The organism is Neobacillus sp. BP17, assembly GCF_059579525.1.
In genome coordinates this window covers 4404103-4423756 of record NZ_CM184198.1, presented here as the reverse complement: position 1 = coordinate 4423756, position 19654 = coordinate 4404103, and the positions used below count along the sequence as shown (strand labels likewise).

Below are 19654 nucleotides of genomic sequence, written 5' to 3'. Positions count from 1 at the left end.
ACGATTGCTCGGAAAAATATTGGATTTTGGATTAAGGGAGTGAGTCACGAATGAGTAAAGGTAAGGTTATTGTAGTCGGCGGTGGTTTAGCTGGCTTAATGGCAACGATTAAGGTTGCAGAAACAGGAACACCAGTAGAATTATTTTCTTTAGTGCCTGTTAAACGCTCTCACTCTGTTTGTGCCCAGGGTGGTATTAATGGAGCAGTAAATACAAAAGGTGAAGGGGATTCCACATGGATTCACTTTGATGACACTGTATATGGCGGAGATTTCTTAGCTAACCAGCCGCCAGTAAAAGCAATGTGTGACGCAGCACCTGGTATTATTCACTTAATGGACCGTATGGGAGTTATGTTTAACCGTACTCCTGAAGGATTACTTGATTTCCGGCGCTTTGGTGGAACACAGCATCACCGTACTGCATTTGCTGGAGCAACCACTGGTCAACAGCTGCTTTATGCATTGGATGAACAAGTTCGCCGCGAGGAAGTAGCTGGCCTTGTAACGAAATATGAAGGCTGGGAATTCCTGGGTGCAGTTGTTGATGACGATGGTGTGTGCCGCGGAATTGTTGCTCAAAACTTAAAAACAATGGAAATTAAATCTTTCTCTGGCGATGCCGTTATTATGGCTACTGGAGGCCCTGGTATTATTTTTGGAAAATCAACTAACTCTGTTATTAATACAGGTTCTGCTGCATCAATCGTTTACCAGCAGGGCGCTTATTATGCGAATGGAGAAATGATTCAAATCCACCCGACTGCCATTCCTGGTGATGATAAACTTCGCTTAATGAGTGAATCAGCGCGTGGTGAGGGCGGACGTGTTTGGACATATAAAGATGGAAAGCCTTGGTACTTCTTAGAGGAAAAATATCCTGCCTATGGAAATCTTGTACCACGTGATATTGCAACACGTGAGATTTTCGATGTATGTGTAAATCAAAAACTCGGAATCAATGGCGAGAACATGGTATACCTTGATCTTTCTCATAAAGATCCACATGAATTGGATGTTAAACTCGGCGGTATTATCGAGATTTATGAAAAGTTTATGGGTGATGACCCTCGTAAAGTTCCAATGAAAATCTTCCCGGCTGTTCACTATTCAATGGGTGGCCTTTGGGTTGATTATGATCAAATGACAAGCATTCCAGGGCTATTTGCAGCTGGTGAATGTGATTACTCACAACATGGTGCGAACCGCTTAGGTGCCAATTCCTTGCTTTCTGCCATTTACGGTGGAATGGTCGTTGGTCCAAATGCAGTGAAATATATCAAAGGTCTTGAAAAGAGTTCTGATGCTGTATCTTCTACCGTTTTTGACCGTCATGTCAAAGAACAAGAAGAAAAATGGAATGCTGTTATGTCCTTAAATGGAAATGAAAATGCATATATCCTTCATAAAGAGCTTGGCGAATGGATGACGGATAATGTAACCGTTGTTCGCCACAATGACAGACTATTAAAAACTGACGAGAAAATTCAAGAACTATTAGAACGTTACCAAAAAATTAACATTAATGATACATCTAAATGGAGCAACCAAGGGGCAGCCTTTACTCGTCAATTACAAAACATGCTTCAATTGGCTCGTGTTATTACGATTGGTGCATACAACCGGAATGAGAGCCGTGGTGCTCATTATAAGCCTGACTTCCCTACTCGTAATGATGAGGAATTCTTAAAAACAACAATGGCGAAATTTGTTGACAGTTCTTCCGCACCGGCCTTCCATTATGAAGATGTTGATGTCTCATTAATCAAGCCACGCGAACGCAATTACGCAAAAAGTTAAGGGGGAGTAGGAATAATGTCTGATACTAAAATGGTGAAATTTATTATTTCACGTCAAGATAGCGAAAATACTGCTCCTTATGAGGAGGAATTTGAGGTTCCCTATCGTCCGAATATGAATGTCATTTCGGCGTTAATGGAAATCCGTAAAAACCCTGTCAATGCAAAAGGACAAGCATCTACCCCAATTACTTGGGATATGAACTGTTTAGAGGAAGTCTGTGGTGCTTGTTCGATGGTCATCAACGGCAAACCGCGTCAATCTTGTTCAGCACTGATCGATCAATTGGAGCAGCCAATTCGATTAGCGCCGATGAAGACATTCCCGGTAGTGCGAGACCTTCAAGTTGATAGAAGCAGAATGTTTGACGCTTTAAAGAAAGTAAAAGCGTGGATCCCAATCGATGGTACCTATGATTTAGGACCAGGACCTCGTATGCCTGAGACAAAGCGTCAATGGGCGTATGAACTTTCTAAATGTATGACATGTGGTGTTTGCCTTGAGGCTTGTCCAAATGTAAACAGTAAATCAAACTTCATTGGTGCACAGCCGCTTTCACAGGTTCGTCTTTTCAACGCACATCCAACGGGTGCTATGAATAAGGCAGAACGACTTGAAGCGATTATGGGCGATGGCGGACTTGCAAACTGTGGTAATTCACAAAACTGTGTGCAATCTTGTCCAAAAGGTATTCCATTGACAACCTCTATTGCTGCATTGAACCGTGATACAACTATTCAAGCGTTTAGAAGCTTCTTTGGAAGTGACCACGCGTAATTGAACGAAACCTTCTTTTCTCATGGGGAAAAGAAGGTTTTTTGTCGTTTATTTACGCCGCAAACAAAAGTTCATAGGTAATAGGAGCTTTTTTTGATAAAAATCATTCTCCAGTCAGTAAATATAGTCACTACATTTGTATCGTTCACATAAGATATGTTGACTAAATATATACCCACCCCGTGTTCATAACTGGCGAAGGCAAGGAGGGTTACAGTACTTGAAGGAGAATGTTTATAATCATAAACCGTTACTCACCAAACGTGAAAGAGAAGTATTCGAGTTATTAGTACAAGACAAAACAACGAAAGAAATCGCTGGTGAATTATTTATAAGCGAAAAAACGGTTCGGAATCACATTTCAAATGCCATGCAAAAGCTTGGTGTCAAGGGGCGTTCACAAGCAGTTGTAGAGCTCCTTCGAATGGGAGAACTAGAACTTTAACATTGACCGGCATCCTTCTTGGAGGCCGGTTTAATTTTGAATAGATTAAACATAAAAAAGGTAAGCATATTCGAATCGAAATGCTTACCTTTTTTTGCCGAGAGAAATGTATAACTTTCCTATCAGGCATGAGTGAAATTACGCCTCTGTCTTCAATGCGGATTAATGGTACTTAAACATACTTCTCTGCTTAATTAAAAGCAGGTATTCTTACCATCCTTTGAAACCAAGAGGATAGATTACTTAATACGAATACCGCTCTAAAACCTAGTATAAGTAAGGTTGAGAATAAGCCGTAAATTATATTCAAAGTAACCCCTCCACACTGAAATTTAGTGTTAATAAGTAACACTAGGATTATTGTTAATCTGGAGACTAATTTTATTCGGTGAACTGTATTTTTCCATGAACTTTTCCCTGAATTTACGACTTCGACTTGGTGTAACTATATTCTACTTCATCTTTTTCTTCATTATAGTCGACATGTAAATCATGTTGATTGAAAAACCACAAATCCCTTTCTTCAATATAAAATAACAAACCTTCTGCCTCAAATTTCACAATGATATCAAAAGGATCATTATCCACAGTGAAACCAAGCGAAAACCCTTCTTGGACGGGACTGTTTCCATATACCTTCGGATAAAACTTTACTTTATCCCCTTTTTTTAATTCGACTTCTTCTTTAAACCAGTTTAGTGCTGCCGTGCTAATTAAAATTTCCATTCTTTTCTCACCTTTGGCTTTCTATTCATTTTCCCACTTTATTATACTCCAAAGTGTGGCAAACTAATATTTTTCTAATAGTTTCAACTTGAATTTTTAGCAAAAAAGGTAGAAAATAAGAAGAAGCATAAAGTCTGACAACGAGAAACATTACTTTTAAATAGATGAATGTTTTGGAGTAGAGAAGCTTTTATAGGAGTGTATGAGATGAAACTCGAGAATTCACAAACGGCAAATGGGGACATTGTTGCAAATATTGAGAAGGATTTACGTTACATTTCTGGCATCATTAAGCAAAAGGGACGAGAAATGTTAAGCACTTATACGATTACACCTCCACAATTTATCGCCCTGCAATGGCTCTTTGAAGATGGTGATATGACAATTGGGGAACTTTCTACTAAAATGTACTTGGCATGCAGTACAACAACAGATCTTGTTGACCGGATGGAAAAAAATCTTCTCGTAGAACGGGTGAAAAATCCAAACGACCGTCGTGTGGTGAGAATACATTTGCTTGAAGAAGGCAAAAGGATTATTGATGAAGTAATTAAAAAGCGTCAAGTTTACTTAGAAGAAGTGTTAGTGGATTTCACCCCGGAAGAAATACATGTTCTTCAAAAAAGCTTAACGAAATTGCATCAGGAAATGCGTTAAAAGAGGCGATACGTTTTGAAACAAGCTATTGGTGTGATGGATTCTGGCGTCGGCGGATTAACCGTTGCCAAAGAGGTGATGCGTCAGCTTCCAAATGAGAAAATCATTTATTTGGGAGATACGGCACGATGCCCATATGGTCCGAGAACAACAAAGGAAGTTAAGAGGTTCACATGGGAGATGACCTCTTTTTTATTAGAGAAGAAAGTTAAAATGCTCGTCATTGCCTGTAATACCGCTACAGCTGCGGCATTAGACGAGATTCGCAAGGAATTGTCGATTCCAGTCTTAGGGGTAATTAATCCTGGAGCACGTGCGGCTATTAAGAAGACTAAGAATTATCGGGTCGGGATTATTGGCACTGAGGGTACTGTAAAAAGCGGGGCATACGAAAGAGCGTTAAAATCATTAAATAGTCGGCTTTTTGTTAAAGCGCATGCCTGTCCTAAATTCGTTCCGCTTGTTGAGAGTAACGAGTTTGGAGGTCCGATTGCGGAAAAAATTGTCGACGAAGCCCTCAAACCGATGCTCAATGAAAAATTGGATACACTGATTTTAGGCTGTACCCATTATCCGCTGTTAGAGCCCGTGATAAAACATGTCATGGGTGAGTCTGTCAGCGTTATTAGTTCGGGTGACGAGACAGCACATGAAATAAGTGCAATTCTTCAGTACAATGGGTTATTAGATACATGCGAGGATGATCCAGTACATGAATTTTACACCACTGGTTCAAGAAGAATATTCTCAAAAATCGCCTCACAATGGCTGGGATATCCAATTATTGACGTCAAAAAAATTAAACTATAAAACAAAGGTGTCAGGCACCACTCGTGGACAAATGTCCACGAGTGGTGCCTGACACCTTTTAATTTTGTTCTATTTTTTTCCGTAAGTCGGTCTAATTTATTAGAAGGCTCGTATACATAGTAGTACAAACTGTCTTAGGGGGAATAGTTATGTCTAAAAATAAAGCAAAGATCCTTGTGTCGACTGTGCTTACATCATCAGTTCTACTCTCAGGTTGTGGTTTATTTGGGATAGAAACAGAAAAGAAAATCGATCCGCCGAAGAGTGTGACGATCAAGGATGATACAACAAGTAAGAAAACAACAACTAAAGAGACAAGTAAAGAAGCACAGGCAAACACCGTCAAAACTGAACTATATCTAGTAGATAAAGACGGCTATGTCGTTCCGCAAACATTGGATCTGCCGAAAACCAGTTCGGTTGCTAAACAGGCACTTGAATATTTAGTGACGAATGGACCAGTAACTGATAAACTCCCAAATGATTTCCGGGCAGTTCTCCCAGAGGATACGGAGCTTTCTGTAAATATTGATAAAGAGGGCGTTGCAACGGTTAACTTTTCAAAAGAGTTTAAAAATTATCAAGCGGAAGATGAGATGAAAATACTCCAATCTGTCACTTGGACACTGACACAGTTTGATAATGTGAAAACTGTCAAGCTAAAAATGAATGGTCACGATTTAACTGAAATGCCTGTGAACGGAACACCCATTAGCGAAAATCTCTCCAGAGCAACCGGTATCAACCTGGATACTTCGAATGTGACGGATATTACTAATACCAAACCTATTACGGTTTACTATATTGGCGGTGAAGAAGGCTCTTATTATTATGTACCAGTCACACGCCGGGTCAGCAATAGCGAAAAAGATAACTATGTAGCAGTTGTTAATGAATTAATCAAAGGTCCAAGTGAAAAATCACCTCTAGTTTCTGAGTTTATGTCAGATGTTGAGCTCCTTGAGGCTCCGAAATATGAAGATGGAAAAGTCACTTTGAACTTTAATGAAAATATTTTTGGAAGCTTTAAGGAAAAAGAAGTTTCACAGCATTTATTAGATGCATTAGTGCTTTCCCTTACTGAACAAGAGGGTGTAGAAAAAGTAGCTATTCAAGTTAAGGGTAAGGCAGATCTTAAAAATGATAGCGGGAAGAAATTAACTGAACCTGTAACTCGACCAGAAAAAGTCAATACAGGTAGTTTTTAAAAAAAAATATTTGTTATACTATATAGGGACAATGAAAGAGGTTGGCTTAGATGCCGCCTCTTCTTTATTTGGTATTTAATGAATATGAATGTACCAATTCAAAAATAAAAGGAGGTAGTAATGGTGCGCGTTGATGGTAGAGAACCGTTACAACTAAGACCCATACATATTGAACCCAATTATTTAATGCACCCAGAGGGATCTGTCTTAATCTCTGTAGGGAATACGAAAGTGATCTGTGCAGCGAGCATCGAGGACAGAGTGCCTCACTTTATGAGAGGGGAAGGCAAAGGCTGGATAACGGCGGAGTATTCCATGCTGCCACGAGCAACAGAAACAAGGAACATTCGCGAATCTTCCAAAGGAAAGGTTTCCGGTCGAACGATGGAAATTCAGCGGCTAATCGGCCGCGCGCTTAGAGCAATAGTCGATTTAAGTGCACTAGGTGAGAAAACAGTTTGGATTGATTGTGATGTTATCCAGGCAGATGGCGGAACCCGAACAGCCTCAATCACAGGGGCTTTTGTCGCAATGGCACTCGCATTAAATGCATTTTCTGAGAAAAAGTCCTTTGCAAAATTCCCGATTACTGATTATTTAGCAGCTACAAGTGTTGGTATCCTGCAAAATAATCAAACGGTCCTTGATTTAAACTATGCTGAGGATTCTAAGGCCCAGGTGGATATGAATGTAGTCATGACGGGCAATGGAGAATTTGTTGAACTGCAGGGGACAGGAGAGGAAGCGACATTCTCCTACGAACAGCTCCAAGGCCTGCTTAGTGCAGCCCAAGAAGGACTAATGGAACTATTTGAACATCAAAAATCAGTACTGGGTGAAGAAATTAGCAAAAAGATTGAAAGTAGAAGGCAGAAATAAGTGATCTATGTTTCATGGAGGTAAGTAGGAGGCATTACTCTCGGATACGGTGGAGTTACTCTCGGATATGAGTGAAATACTCTCGGATAGGGTGGAGTTACTCTCGGATAAGAATGAAATACTCCCGTTTATCTATAATAATCTGATAAAACTTAATTTTTATTGGCTGTGTTAAAGGTTAATGTTGATTTTGGAATTCTGTTGATTGGAGTGGAAGGTACGAAGATTCCTGCGGGAGTACGGGGCAGGGGAGACCCCGCAGGAGTGCAGCGACGAGAAGGCTCCCTGGACCCGCCCGCGGAAAACGAAGTGCCTGGAGCGGAAATCAACAGACTAGTTTAACACAGCCTATTTATTAAAAAAATAAGAGGCGATTGAAATGAAGGAAGTTATTATTGCAACTAAAAATCCAGGAAAAGCGAGGGAATTTGAACATATCTTTTCGTCAAGAGGGATTACAGTTCGCACCTTGCTAGATTATCCTGATATTCCTGAAGTGGAGGAAACTGGCACAACCTTTGAAGAAAATGCGACTTTGAAGGCGGTTGCGGTCTCCAAAGCACTTGGACAAATGGTCATTGGCGACGATTCAGGCTTAATCGTGGACGCCCTAGAAGGGAGACCAGGGATTTATTCAGCACGATATGCGGGCGAACCGAAAAATGACCAGAACAATACCGATAAAGTATTGTCTGAATTAGAAGGTATTCCCGAGGAGAAGCGGACGGCAAGGTTCTACTGTGCCTTGGCAGTCGCAGTTCCAGGGCAAGAAACAGAAACGGTGTCAGGCACCTGTGAAGGACGAATTCTTGAAGCGAGAAGAGGTACAAATGGGTTTGGCTATGATCCGGTTTTTTATGTGCCTGAGAAGGGCTTATCGATGGCCGAGCTATCATCGGAAGAAAAAAATAAGATCAGCCATCGTGTGAATGCCTTGAAAAAGCTAGATGTGGTCTTGGATGAAATTTTAGAAAGAGCGGAGCAATAATGAGTAAGGTTTTAATTGTTAGTGATAGCCATGGATTAACCAAGGAACTCCGTGTAATAAGAGAAAGGCATTTAGATGAGGTCGATTTAATGATTCACTGCGGTGATTCAGAATTATCTCCGGATGACGCAGCGATTTCCGGCTATCTAACGGTAATGGGAAATTGTGATTTTGGTGGAGGATACCCACTTGAGACAACTTCTGAAGTGGCGGGGCGCAAGTTTTTTATTACCCACGGCCACCGTTATTCCGTTAAGTCCTCTTTGATGAATTTAAAGTATAAAGCACTGGAATTAAATGCGAATATCGCCTGTTTCGGACACTCACATGTCCTCGGTGCGGAAGTGATTGATGGGATCTTATTTTTAAATCCAGGCAGCATCCGTCTGCCGAGGGAACGTTTTGAAAAGACTTATATCATTCTGGATTTGGAGAATGAAAAGATTAAAATGTCAGTGTTTGAAGTAAGTGGCCAGGAGGTTACAGAACTAGCCCGTGAGTTTGTCCTGTCATAATTAAGTGGGAGAATTCCTCTCCCTTTTTTCTTTTTTTTAAAAATTGTAGAAAGTGTGTTGACTTTTTGATCTTATGATAATATAATAAATATTGTCTTAAACAACTAATATGTCCCAGTAGCTCAGCTGGATAGAGCAACGCCCTTCAAGAAAATAGGAGCCTTTATAGGGAAACAAGAACCTATAAAGTGGACGACACTATATCGGTGAAGCCTTAACAGATTATGCTGATGGTAATACCGAGGAAACTTACGCCTTACATAAGGAAGAGAAATCTTGAATGACTGATATATCAGTGGTAGAGATTTTAAGAAATAATCATTTTGATTATCGTGAGGTTCCGTAGAGACTACACGTGTCGCACCTGAAATGGTGAAGATATAGTCCAGACCACAAACAGCATTGTTTGGTGACGAAAGTCATAGTGGTAAGCTAAGGCGTGGGTCGGGAGTTCGAATCTCTCCTGGGACGCTATACTACATACTAGAGAAAAAAACTCACTTATTATAAGTGGGTTTTTTTCTGTTTTATTATGCAAATTGTTGAAGGGTGGAAATAAAATGAAACATCATACTAAAAGTAAAGGAGACCTAGGTGTTCTAAAGGCTCAGGTTGATCTTTATGAAAAGGGCTATATGATTTTACTCCCCCATACAGAGCATGCACATGCTAAATGTAAAATTTGCAAAAAATTATCGAGAAGTTCCTTAACAAGAAATTAGTAACTGAACAATTGCATACTTCTGAGCCGAATCATTATTTTTTTTACCTTTTATTTATGCTAAACTAATTCCCATGACAATCCTAAGGACGGTTTTTTATGAAAAAAAGGGAACGTGTGAAACGAATAGATAATATAGTCTTTTTTCCCGGCCTTGAAAAAAGATTAACCGACAAAGGTCTCGAAAACCTAGAGAAGAAAAAATTTAAAGAAGCGATCAATCTATTGGAAGAAGCAAGAGAATATGACCCTGACAATGACGAAATTTTGATTGGACTGGTTCTTGCTTATTTTGAAGCTTCTTCTTTTCAAAAAGCGAAAGCACTCGCCAAGGAAATGCTCCATAAGGGGATTGGTGATTACCTTCAGATGGTCGACCTCTATTTGACAGTATTGATCCAACTCCATGAATATCATGAAATTGTGTCAACCGTCGAAGCACTTTTAGAAGAAAAAGAGATTCCGCCGGAAAAACATGATCATTTTCTAACGATCCTTCAGTTCAGCCGAAGGATGGCAGAGAACAGTCAACTAGATCTTGAAGAGAACGAACCAGAGGAAACAACGGTCCAAGAGTTAAACCTATTTGCGAATGGGAATCTAAACGAACAAATGCTCCTCATTTCAAGCTTAGCAGAGAAAAATATTCGCCCCTACCTCCATGAAATTGCTGATTATTTAGAAGCGGAAGCAGGACATCCATTTTTAAAAACGATTCTCTTAACTCTTTTAAAAGAGCAGGAAATTGATAGAGAACTTTTGATCAGGAAATTTGGCGTGGATAAGAAAGTTATTCCAACACAACTTCCTGAGGTTAGAGAAGAACCAAGAATGCGTGAGATAAAAGCTTTTCTAGAATCTCATCTGGAAAGCGAAAACCCTGGTCTTTTTGAAAATACGAGCGGAATGGTTGAGCGTAATTTTTTTATAAGCTATCCGTTCGAATTAGAGCCCGAGAGTACTCATGCGTGGGCCGCCGCCTTTCACTACTTGGCACAAGATTATATGGGGATAAATACAAGTATGGATGATCTTTCCAAGGAATACGGTGTATCTGTGCGGGAAATCGAAGAAGCTATCTCAAAAATTGAGGAAATTGAGAAAATTTCTTATCCTAATATATAGGCTCGCTGTTGAAAGAAATCAATCCTATGTTATAATGTAGTGGTTGCATTGTGTAAAAAACTATATTTTACATTTAAAAAAAGGAAATTAGCTTTGATAGAAAGTGATTTCCAAACTACTCAAATTCGTTACGAATGATATGAGAATAGATTGTTGGAGGGAAAATGTATGTCAGCAAAATGGGAAAAGTTAGAAGGAAACCGTGGCGTTCTTACTGTTGAAGTAAGTGCGGACAAAGTAAACGAAGGTTTAAACGCGGCATTCCAAAAGGTTGTAAAGCAAGTTAACGTTCCAGGTTTCCGTAAAGGAAAAATGCCACGTCAAATGTTCGAAAAGCGTTTTGGCGTAGAATCTCTATATCAAGATGCATTAGATATTCTTCTTCCTGAAGCATATGGAAGCGCAATTGACGAAACTGGAATCGAGCCAATCGACCGTCCAGACATCGACATCGAGCAAATGGAAAAAGGCAAAGAACTTATCTTCAAAGCTACTGTTCAAGTTAAGCCTGAAGTAACATTAGGCGAATACAAAGGTTTAGAAGTAGAAGCATTAGACACAAACGTGACTGATGAAGATGTTGCTAACGAATTAAAAACTCTTCAAGAGCGCCAAGCTGAACTTGTTGTTAAAGAAGAAGGTACAGTAGAAAACGGCGATACAGCTGTTCTAGATTTCGAAGGATTCGTTGATGGCGTTGCTTTCGAAGGCGGAAAAGCTGAAAATCATTCACTTGAAATCGGATCTGGATCATTCATCCCAGGTTTTGAAGAGCAATTAGTAGGACTAGCTGCTGGTGAATCTAAAGACGTGGAAGTAACATTCCCTGAAGAATATCATGCAGCTGAACTTGCTGGTAAGCCTGCAGTTTTCAAAGTAACTATTCATGAAATTAAAGGAAAAGAACTTCCTGAATTAGATGACGAGTTTGCTAAAGATGTGGATGATGAAGTTGAAACATTAGATGCGCTTAAAGAGAAAATCAAAACTCGTTTAGAAAACAGCAAGAAGCACGAAGCTGAGCACCATTTACGTGATACTGTTGTTGAAAAAGCTGCTGCAAATGCAGAAGTTGAAATTCCAGAAGTGATGGTTACTAACGAAGTAAACCGTATGCTTCAAGAATTCGAACAACGTTTACAAATGCAAGGTATGAACCTTGAACTATACTTCCAATTCTCAGGTCAAGATGAAAATGCTTTACGTGAGCAAATGAAGGAAGAAGCTGTTAACCGCGTACGTGTGAACTTAACACTAGAAGCGATTGCTAAGGCTGAAAACCTAGAAGTGACTGACGAAGAAGTTAATGCTGAACTTGAAAACATGGCTGGCATGTACAACATGACTGTTGACAGCATTAAACAAGCTCTAGGTGGACTTGAAGGTATCCAATCAGACCTTAAACTTAAAAAAGCAGTAGACTTTCTTGTTGAAAACAAGAAGTAATTAGAAAAGCGGAAGTGACCGTTTTGCGACGTATGGACTGGAGCGCTCCGAACAAGATAAAGGAAACACGAAGAGCGTTAGCGATTCGATGTTGACTTATCGTAGGAGGAGAGCGAAGTACACTAGTCGCAGGTCACTGGAGCTAGACAATTAACTTGTATAATGCAAGGCACGATATATATCGTGCCTTGTTTTATACATTTCTACAAATACATATTATAATAAGAAGTGGGAACATTTTTAACAATGGGCAGGAAATCATCTCGACCAAGGCGAATTAAAATATAAAATAATTTCCAGACAGCTTTAAGATTTATTTTTATCGTAATGGTTAAGATTAAAGAATACATAAGTGTTTTAAAATGAATTACACAAACAAACGGAAAACTATTTACCTTAAGCTTTTTATTTCCAGTCCATTGGCATTCTGTGTTACAATGCAACATACATACTATTTAATAATTAGAGAGAGACATGACTTTTGTTTGTGTAATTCGCTGCTTTGCATATGATACTAACATGTTTTAAGGGGTGAAAGGATTTGTTTAAATTTAATGATGAAAAAGGTCAATTAAAGTGTTCCTTCTGTGGTAAAACACAGGACCAAGTTCGTAAATTGGTTGCCGGGCCTGGAGTTTACATATGTGACGAATGTATTGAACTTTGTACCGAAATCGTTGAGGAAGAGCTTGGAACAGAAGAAGAAGTAGAATTTAAAGATGTACCAAAGCCGAAGGAAATTTGTGAAATTCTTGATGAATATGTTATTGGTCAAGATCAAGCAAAAAAATCACTTTCAGTGGCAGTATACAATCACTACAAGCGCATCAATTCGAATAGCAAAATTGATGATGTTGAACTTGCTAAGAGTAACATCTGTATGATTGGACCAACAGGAAGTGGTAAAACATTACTTGCCCAAACATTGGCTCGTATTTTGAATGTACCATTTGCTATTGCCGATGCTACTTCACTAACGGAAGCTGGATATGTTGGGGAAGATGTTGAGAACATTTTATTAAAATTAATCCAATCTGCTGATTATGATGTAGAAAAGGCAGAAAAAGGGATTATTTATATTGATGAGATTGATAAAATTGCCCGAAAATCAGAAAATCCATCGATTACAAGAGATGTTTCTGGTGAAGGCGTTCAACAAGCTTTATTAAAAATTCTTGAAGGTACGGTTGCAAGTGTTCCTCCACAAGGTGGAAGAAAACACCCGCATCAAGAATTTATCCAAATCGATACAACAAATATCCTCTTTATTTGCGGTGGAGCATTTGATGGCATTGAACCGATTATTAAACGCCGTTTAGGTCAAAAAGTAATTGGATTTGGATCCGATATTAAACAGCAGGAAGTTTCACAGAAAGAACTTCTATCAAAAGTTCTACCAGAAGACTTACTTCGCTTTGGATTAATTCCAGAATTTATCGGACGTCTTCCAGTAATTGCGAGCCTCGAGCAGTTAGATGAAGCAGCATTAATTGAAATTTTAACGAAGCCGAAAAATGCGCTTGTTAAACAATATCAAAAAATGCTTGAAATCGACGATGTTGAGCTTCAATTTGAAGAGGGCGCTTTGACTGAAATTGCCAAAAAGGCAATTGAACGCAAAACTGGTGCACGTGGTCTACGTTCCATCATTGAAGGAATTATGTTGGATGTCATGTTCGACCTTCCTTCACGTGATGACATTACCAAGTGTGTCATTACCAAAGAAACAGTCATTAACAATGGTGTTCCAAAACTCTTATTAGAAGATGGAACCGTCGTTGCTGAAGAGAAATCTGCATAATTCAGCAAAAGGCCTGGCATTAGCCAGGTCTTTTTTTGCTTTTTATTGGTAATGAGCGAATTTTCAGGATGAATGGGCGAATTTTCTCTATTGATGAGCGAATCTCATAGTCCAATGAGCGAATTCCAGACTTTAATGAGCGAATTTCAGACTCCGATCAGCGAATTTCATGCTCCAATCAGCGAATATTCATGATCAATCAGCGAATCTCACTGTCCAATCAGCGAATTTTTACATTCAATCAGCGAATATCCACGTTCAATCAGCGAATCCAATTTCACTTTCACCCCCTCCCCATCTCCCGAAACAGTTTCTTACGAATATGTGGTTTATTCCAACCCACTGCAGGAAATACTTATTAATATATATTTAGTAAAAAGTTGAAGTGCAGGAGGGAAATGTATGAGTTGGACGGGGATTGCCTTATTTATACAGCTATTCTTCGGAATCATTATTGGGCTGTATTTTTGGAATTTGCTTAGGAATCAGCGTACACAAAAAGTATCCATTGATCGGGAATCCCGAAAGGAAATGGAGCAGCTTCGCAAAATGAGATCTATTTCACTTTCAGAACCATTAGCTGAAAAAGTACGGCCTTCAAGCTTTCAAGATATTGTCGGCCAAGAAGATGGAATTAAATCATTAAAAGCAGCACTATGTGGACCAAATCCCCAGCATGTGATCATTTATGGACCGCCTGGAATTGGAAAAACAGCAGCTGCACGCCTTGTATTAGAAGAAGCGAAAAAAAATCGTAAATCACCTTTTAAACCTGAATCTGTATTTATTGAACTAGATGCAACGACCGCACGATTTGATGAAAGAGGAATTGCTGACCCGTTAATCGGTTCAGTCCATGATCCCATCTATCAAGGAGCAGGGGCCATGGGACAAGCCGGAATCCCGCAGCCAAAGCAAGGGGCAGTGACCAATGCACATGGCGGGGTCCTTTTTATCGATGAAATCGGAGAATTGCATCCGATTCAAATGAATAAGCTCTTAAAGGTATTAGAGGATCGGAAGGTTTTCCTTGAAAGTGCGTATTATCATGAGGAAAATAACCAAATCCCAACCCATATCCATGATATTTTTAAAAATGGCCTGCCAGCTGACTTTCGATTAATTGGGGCAACGACAAGGACACCAAGTGAAATTCCCCCTGCGATACGGTCTCGATGTATGGAGGTATTCTTCCGGGATTTAACTCAGGAAGAAATCGTGGAAATTGCGAATAAGGCTGCCCAAAAAGTGAACCTGCAAATCAACGAAACAGGCGTCAATACACTATCGAACTATGCAAGGAATGGGCGCGAAACAGTGAATTTAATCCAAATTGCGGCAGGACTTGCGATCACGGAAGAAAGAAATTATATCAAGGATGAAGATATTGAGTGGGTCATCCATGCGAGCCAAATGTCCCCAAGAATGGAACGTAAAATTAATGATTTATCCCATGTAGGTCTTGTGAATGGCTTGGCTGTTTATGGGCCGAACTCCGGTGCACTATTAGAAATTGAAGTGACCGTCATTCCTGCAAAAGATAAGGGGACCATCAATATCACAGGGATAGTTGATGAAGAAAGTATCGGCGGACAAGGCAAATCGATTCGCCGAAAGAGTATGGCGCGCGGTTCCATTGAAAATGTAATTACCGTGTTACGATCAATGGGTGTCCCAGCTAACGACTTTGATATCCATGTGAATTTCCCGGGCGGTGTTCCAATCGACGGCCCATCGGCAGGAATTGCTATGGCAACGGGGATTTATTCAGCGATTTATAAAATTCCAATCGACAACATGGTTGCCATGACGGGAGAAATTAGTATCCATGGAAATGTCAAACCGATTGGCGGGGTGTATCCAAAGGTAAAAGCCGCGAAAAAAGCAGGCGCAAAAACAGTGATCATTCCAGAAGAAAATATGCAAACCATCTTAAATGAGATAGATGGAATAAAAATTGTTCCGGTTTCCCACCTACATGAAGTATTCGAGATTGCTCTAGTCAATGATTATCAAAGAATGGATGCGATCCCTGCATCGATTGAACTATCTAAAAAAGAGAGTATTTAATGAAAAACTTCGGTTTGTGGCCCATCAGACAAACCGAAGTTTTTTTTGTCAAAAGATTTCTCCCATCATTATAGAAAGAATTCGGAATGATTGGGGAAAATAAACGTATGCTGAAAAGAGAAAATCACCTGCATTCTCTAAAAATAGACACTTAAAAATAAATAGGATAGAATTGTACAAAGACCATTCTGATTTTGCAGTGAAAAATTGTTTGCATGTGGAGGTGCAGTAATTTGACGAAAAAGAACGAATTGATCGTCCCCCTCCTGCCGCTTCGAGGATTGCTCGTCTATCCAACCATGGTCCTGCATTTAGATGTTGGACGTGAAAGATCAGTACAAGCACTTGAAAAAGCAATGGTAGATGACCATTTAATTTTCTTAACCACTCAGAAGGAAGTTTCCATTGATGACCCTTCTGAAGAGGATTTATACACGATAGGTACATTAACAAAAGTAAAACAAATGCTTAAACTGCCAAACGGCACGATAAGAGTATTGGTAGAAGGTTTAAACCGTGGGGAAATCACTTCCTTTCATGATGAAGAAGACTACTATGCGGTGACAATCATTACCTATGATGACCCAGTGACAAAGGATGTCGAAGATCAAGCCCTAATGAGAACCATGCTTGACTATTTCGAACAATACATAAAATTATCGAAGAAAATTTCTGCAGAGACCTATGCATCTGTTGCAGATATTGAAGAACCTGGCAGAATGGCAGATATCATTTCCTCCCACTTACCAATTAAGTTGAAGGAAAAGCAGGAAATCCTAGAAACGACAGATATCAAAGAAAGAGTAAACAAAGTAATTGATATCATTCATAATGAGAAAGAAGTCTTAAATTTAGAGAAAAAGATTGGTCAGCGTGTCAAGCGTTCGATGGAACGGACACAAAAAGAGTATTATTTACGTGAGCAAATGAAAGCGATACAAAAGGAATTGGGCGATAAAGAGGGCAAAACCGGTGAAATTGCCGAGCTAACGAAAAAAATTGAACAAGCAGGCATGCCCGAACATGTGCTAAAAGCTGCACAAAAGGAACTAGATCGATATGAGAAGGTTCCGTCTAGTTCAGCAGAAAGTGCTGTAATTCGAAACTACATCGATTGGCTTATTAGTCTCCCTTGGTCGAATAAAACGGAGGATGACATTGACATTAACCGTGCTGAAAAAATCTTAAATCAGGACCATTATGGTCTTGAAAAGGTAAAGGAACGTGTCCTCGAATATTTGGCTGTTCAAAAGCTGACCAACTCGTTAAAAGGACCAATCCTTTGTCTTGCAGGGCCTCCAGGGGTTGGTAAAACAAGCCTGGCTCGTTCGATTGCGTCGTCGCTCAATCGGCATTTTGTTCGTGTATCACTTGGCGGAGTGCGTGATGAATCTGAAATTCGCGGCCATCGCAGGACCTATGTGGGTGCGATGCCAGGGCGAATCATCCAAGGAATGAAAAAAGCAGGTACTATTAACCCTGTCTTTTTACTCGATGAAATTGATAAAATGTCCAGTGATTTCCGCGGGGACCCTTCGAGTGCCATGCTGGAAGTTCTAGATCCAGAACAAAATAGTAATTTTAGCGATCATTATATAGAAGAAACCTATGATCTTTCAAAGGTCATGTTTATCGCGACAGCCAACAACCTATCAACCATTCCTGGACCATTATTAGACAGAATGGAAATTATCACAATTGCCGGCTACACGGAACTTGAAAAGGTTCATATTTGTAGAGATCATTTGCTTCCAAAACAAATGAAGGAAAATGGTCTTTCCAAGGGAGTTCTCCAAGTCCGCGATGATGCGATTCTAAAAGTCGTTCGTTACTATACACGGGAAGCAGGCGTTCGAAGTTTAGAACGTCAGATGGCGACTCTTTGCCGGAAGACTGCAAAAATTATTGTTTCCGGTGAAAAGAAGCGCGTCATCATTACTGACAAGAATATTGAAGAGTTTTTAGGAAAAACAAGATTCCATTATGGAATGGCAGAAAGTGAAGATCAGGTCGGAGTAGCAACGGGGTTAGCTTATACAACCGTAGGCGGAGACACACTTCAGATTGAAGTATCTTTAGCTCCTGGTAAAGGGAAACTCGTATTAACTGGGAAGCTTGGCGATGTTATGAAGGAATCCGCGCAAGCTGCGTTTAGTTATATCCGTTCAAAAGCGGAAGAACTAGGGATTGAAGAAGACTTCCATGAAAAATATGATATCCATATACATGTGCCTGAAGGTGCTGTTCCAAAGGATGGACCATCAGCAGGGATCACCATGGCAACAGCACTGGTATCCGCATTGTCCGGCAGACCTATCCGCCGTGAAGTAGGAATGACAGGAGAGATTACATTAAGAGGAAGAGTCCTTCCGATTGGCGGTTTGAAAGAAAAGACCCTTAGTGCCCATCGAGCCGGATTGACGAAGATTATTCTTCCAAAAGATAATGAAAAGGATATTGATGATATCCCAGAAAGCGTAAGGAATGAACTAGATTTTGTCCTTGTTTCCCATGTGGATGAAGTCTTGAGGCATGCCCTTTTAGAAGGTGAAGTATAATGAAAGTAGTTAGTTCAGAAATTGTCATCAGTGCTGTAAAGCCAGAACAATACCCAGAAACAGATTTACCTGAATTTGCACTTGCTGGCCGATCCAATGTTGGTAAATCTTCTTTTATCAATAAAATGCTTAATCGAAAAGGTCTGGCAAGAATCTCCTCCAAGCCAGGAAAAACACAAACGCTTAATTTCTATTTAATAAATGAAATGCTTCATTTTGTGGATGTTCCAGGTTATGGCTATGCGAAAGTGTCTAAATCAGAACGTGCAGCCTGGGGGAAAATGATCGAAACCTATTTTACATCACGCGAGCAACTAAGAGCAGCTGTGCAAATTGTTGACCTTAGACATCCACCATCAAAGGATGATGTGATGATGTATGATTTTTTAAAGCATTATGAGATCCCATGTATTATCATCGCAACAAAGGCGGATAAGATTCCAAAGGGAAAATGGCAAAAGCATTTAAAAGTTGTCCGAGAGACATTAGACCTTGATAAAAATGACCAAATGATTCTTTTCTCCTCTGAAACTGGACTTGGAAAAGATGAAGCATGGTCAGCACTAAAGAGCTATATGTAAAAAAGAAACGCCTGGCATTTGCGCCAGGCGTCATTTTTTTCTCTTCAGTAAAAAATAAATACCCACAACAATAAGCAGGGCAGGCCAAAACTTCCACACTAAACTCATTCCGTTTTGGAGTAAATCAAAATATGCTGTAATTTTATCATAAAATAAGAGAAGAACAGCTAAAATAAGAAAAAGGAATGCTTGAAATAAACCAGTATTCGTCTTTTGAAAGCGCAGGAAAAAGCCTACAGAAATAATTAATATTAGCATTCCAATCGTGTTACTTGGCCAAAAGGACATCTTGCCGACCAGATGAAAATGGAGTCCGAAGCCAGACATAATGACCCCAGGAAGAATTGCCTCATAGTCATGTGCAGAATACCCCTGACCTAGAAAAGCAATTCCGACAATAATCAGTAGTGTCGGCCATGTGAAAAATTGTTGAAAAATAGTTATGCCGGTTTGCTGCAACAGAAAGTAAGCACCAAAGCCGATAAGAATGATCCCAGGAAAAATTCGTTGATTCTTCATTAAAAACACCACACTTCCAGTAAGGTTCT

Annotated in this window: 17 protein-coding genes and 1 pseudogene; 16 read left to right on the top strand and 2 right to left on the bottom strand. The window is 39.7% G+C overall.

Annotation, left to right across the window (positions count from 1 at the left end; genetic code table 11):
* Positions 1-50: 50 nt before the first annotated feature.
* From sdhA to gerE, 3 genes are all read left to right on the top strand, one after another.
* Positions 51-1799, top strand: a complete 1749-nt coding sequence (gene sdhA / locus AC4QJR_RS21650) for a succinate dehydrogenase flavoprotein subunit (protein ID WP_098574288.1) — start codon at positions 51-53, stop codon at positions 1797-1799.
* A gap of 15 nt (positions 1800-1814) precedes the next feature.
* Entirely contained in the window at positions 1815-2576 is a 762-nt protein-coding gene (sdhB, locus tag AC4QJR_RS21645; RefSeq protein WP_026563390.1) for a succinate dehydrogenase iron-sulfur subunit, read from the top strand.
* A 220-nt stretch (positions 2577-2796) separates the two neighbouring features.
* Entirely contained in the window at positions 2797-3021 is a 225-nt protein-coding gene (gerE, locus tag AC4QJR_RS21640; RefSeq protein ID WP_026563391.1) for a spore germination transcription factor GerE, read from the top strand.
* A 423-nt stretch (positions 3022-3444) separates the two neighbouring features.
* Here the strand turns inward: gerE and AC4QJR_RS21635 are convergent, their stop codons facing one another.
* Complete coding sequence (locus AC4QJR_RS21635) at positions 3445-3747, bottom strand: HesB/YadR/YfhF family protein (RefSeq protein ID WP_098574286.1); 303 nt, start codon at positions 3745-3747, stop codon at positions 3445-3447.
* Between the two features lie 207 nt (positions 3748-3954).
* Between AC4QJR_RS21635 and AC4QJR_RS21630 the strand changes: the two genes are divergently transcribed.
* The 13 genes and pseudogenes from AC4QJR_RS21630 (at position 3955) to yihA (ending at position 19106) form a co-directional block, all read left to right on the top strand.
* The gene (locus AC4QJR_RS21630; RefSeq protein ID WP_496524146.1) at positions 3955-4404 is read left to right on the top strand and encodes a MarR family winged helix-turn-helix transcriptional regulator; all 450 of its coding nucleotides are present in this window, start codon (positions 3955-3957) and stop codon (positions 4402-4404) included.
* A 15-nt stretch (positions 4405-4419) separates the two neighbouring features.
* Positions 4420-5214: a glutamate racemase gene (racE, locus tag AC4QJR_RS21625; protein ID WP_496524145.1), complete on the top strand. Its 795-nt coding sequence runs from the start codon at positions 4420-4422 to the stop codon at positions 5212-5214.
* A gap of 149 nt (positions 5215-5363) precedes the next feature.
* The gene (locus AC4QJR_RS21620) at positions 5364-6422 is read left to right on the top strand and encodes a GerMN domain-containing protein (RefSeq protein WP_098574280.1); all 1059 of its coding nucleotides are present in this window, start codon (positions 5364-5366) and stop codon (positions 6420-6422) included.
* A gap of 123 nt (positions 6423-6545) precedes the next feature.
* On the top strand, positions 6546-7301 hold the full coding sequence (gene rph / locus AC4QJR_RS21615; RefSeq protein ID WP_375375177.1) for a ribonuclease PH: 756 nt from the start codon (positions 6546-6548) through the stop codon (positions 7299-7301).
* Positions 7302-7680: 379 nt separating this feature from the next.
* Positions 7681-8289: an XTP/dITP diphosphatase gene (locus AC4QJR_RS21610; protein WP_496524144.1), complete on the top strand. Its 609-nt coding sequence runs from the start codon at positions 7681-7683 to the stop codon at positions 8287-8289.
* Positions 8289-8804 (top strand): metallophosphoesterase family protein, encoded by a 516-nt coding sequence (locus AC4QJR_RS21605; protein WP_496524143.1) that lies wholly within the window; start codon positions 8289-8291, stop codon positions 8802-8804. Before AC4QJR_RS21610 ends, AC4QJR_RS21605 begins: the two co-directional genes overlap by 1 nt.
* Positions 8805-9364: 560 nt before the next feature.
* Positions 9365-9469: pseudogene (locus AC4QJR_RS21600) on the top strand (group I intron-associated PD-(D/E)XK endonuclease); the annotation flags it as partial.
* Positions 9470-9624: 155 nt separating this feature from the next.
* The gene (locus AC4QJR_RS21595; RefSeq protein ID WP_496524142.1) at positions 9625-10650 is read left to right on the top strand and encodes a tetratricopeptide repeat protein; all 1026 of its coding nucleotides are present in this window, start codon (positions 9625-9627) and stop codon (positions 10648-10650) included.
* Positions 10651-10818: 168 nt separating this feature from the next.
* Positions 10819-12096 (top strand): trigger factor, encoded by a 1278-nt coding sequence (gene tig / locus AC4QJR_RS21590; protein ID WP_375375122.1) that lies wholly within the window; start codon positions 10819-10821, stop codon positions 12094-12096.
* Between the two features lie 541 nt (positions 12097-12637).
* Entirely contained in the window at positions 12638-13897 is a 1260-nt protein-coding gene (gene clpX, locus AC4QJR_RS21585) for an ATP-dependent protease ATP-binding subunit ClpX (RefSeq protein ID WP_026563401.1), read from the top strand.
* 402 nt (positions 13898-14299) lie between these two features.
* Positions 14300-15967 (top strand): ATP-dependent protease LonB, encoded by a 1668-nt coding sequence (gene lonB / locus AC4QJR_RS21580; RefSeq protein WP_496524141.1) that lies wholly within the window; start codon positions 14300-14302, stop codon positions 15965-15967.
* A 233-nt stretch (positions 15968-16200) separates the two neighbouring features.
* Positions 16201-18525 (top strand): endopeptidase La, encoded by a 2325-nt coding sequence (lon, locus tag AC4QJR_RS21575; protein WP_098574264.1) that lies wholly within the window; start codon positions 16201-16203, stop codon positions 18523-18525.
* A complete protein-coding gene (gene yihA / locus AC4QJR_RS21570) occupies positions 18525-19106 on the top strand; it encodes a ribosome biogenesis GTP-binding protein YihA/YsxC (RefSeq protein WP_098574262.1) in 582 nt (193 codons plus the stop codon). Before lon ends, yihA begins: the two co-directional genes overlap by 1 nt.
* 30 nt (positions 19107-19136) lie before the next feature.
* Here the strand turns inward: yihA and AC4QJR_RS21565 are convergent, their stop codons facing one another.
* A complete protein-coding gene (locus tag AC4QJR_RS21565) occupies positions 19137-19625 on the bottom strand; it encodes a LiaF transmembrane domain-containing protein (protein WP_496524140.1) in 489 nt (162 codons plus the stop codon).
* Between the last annotated feature and the right edge of the window lie 29 nt (positions 19626-19654).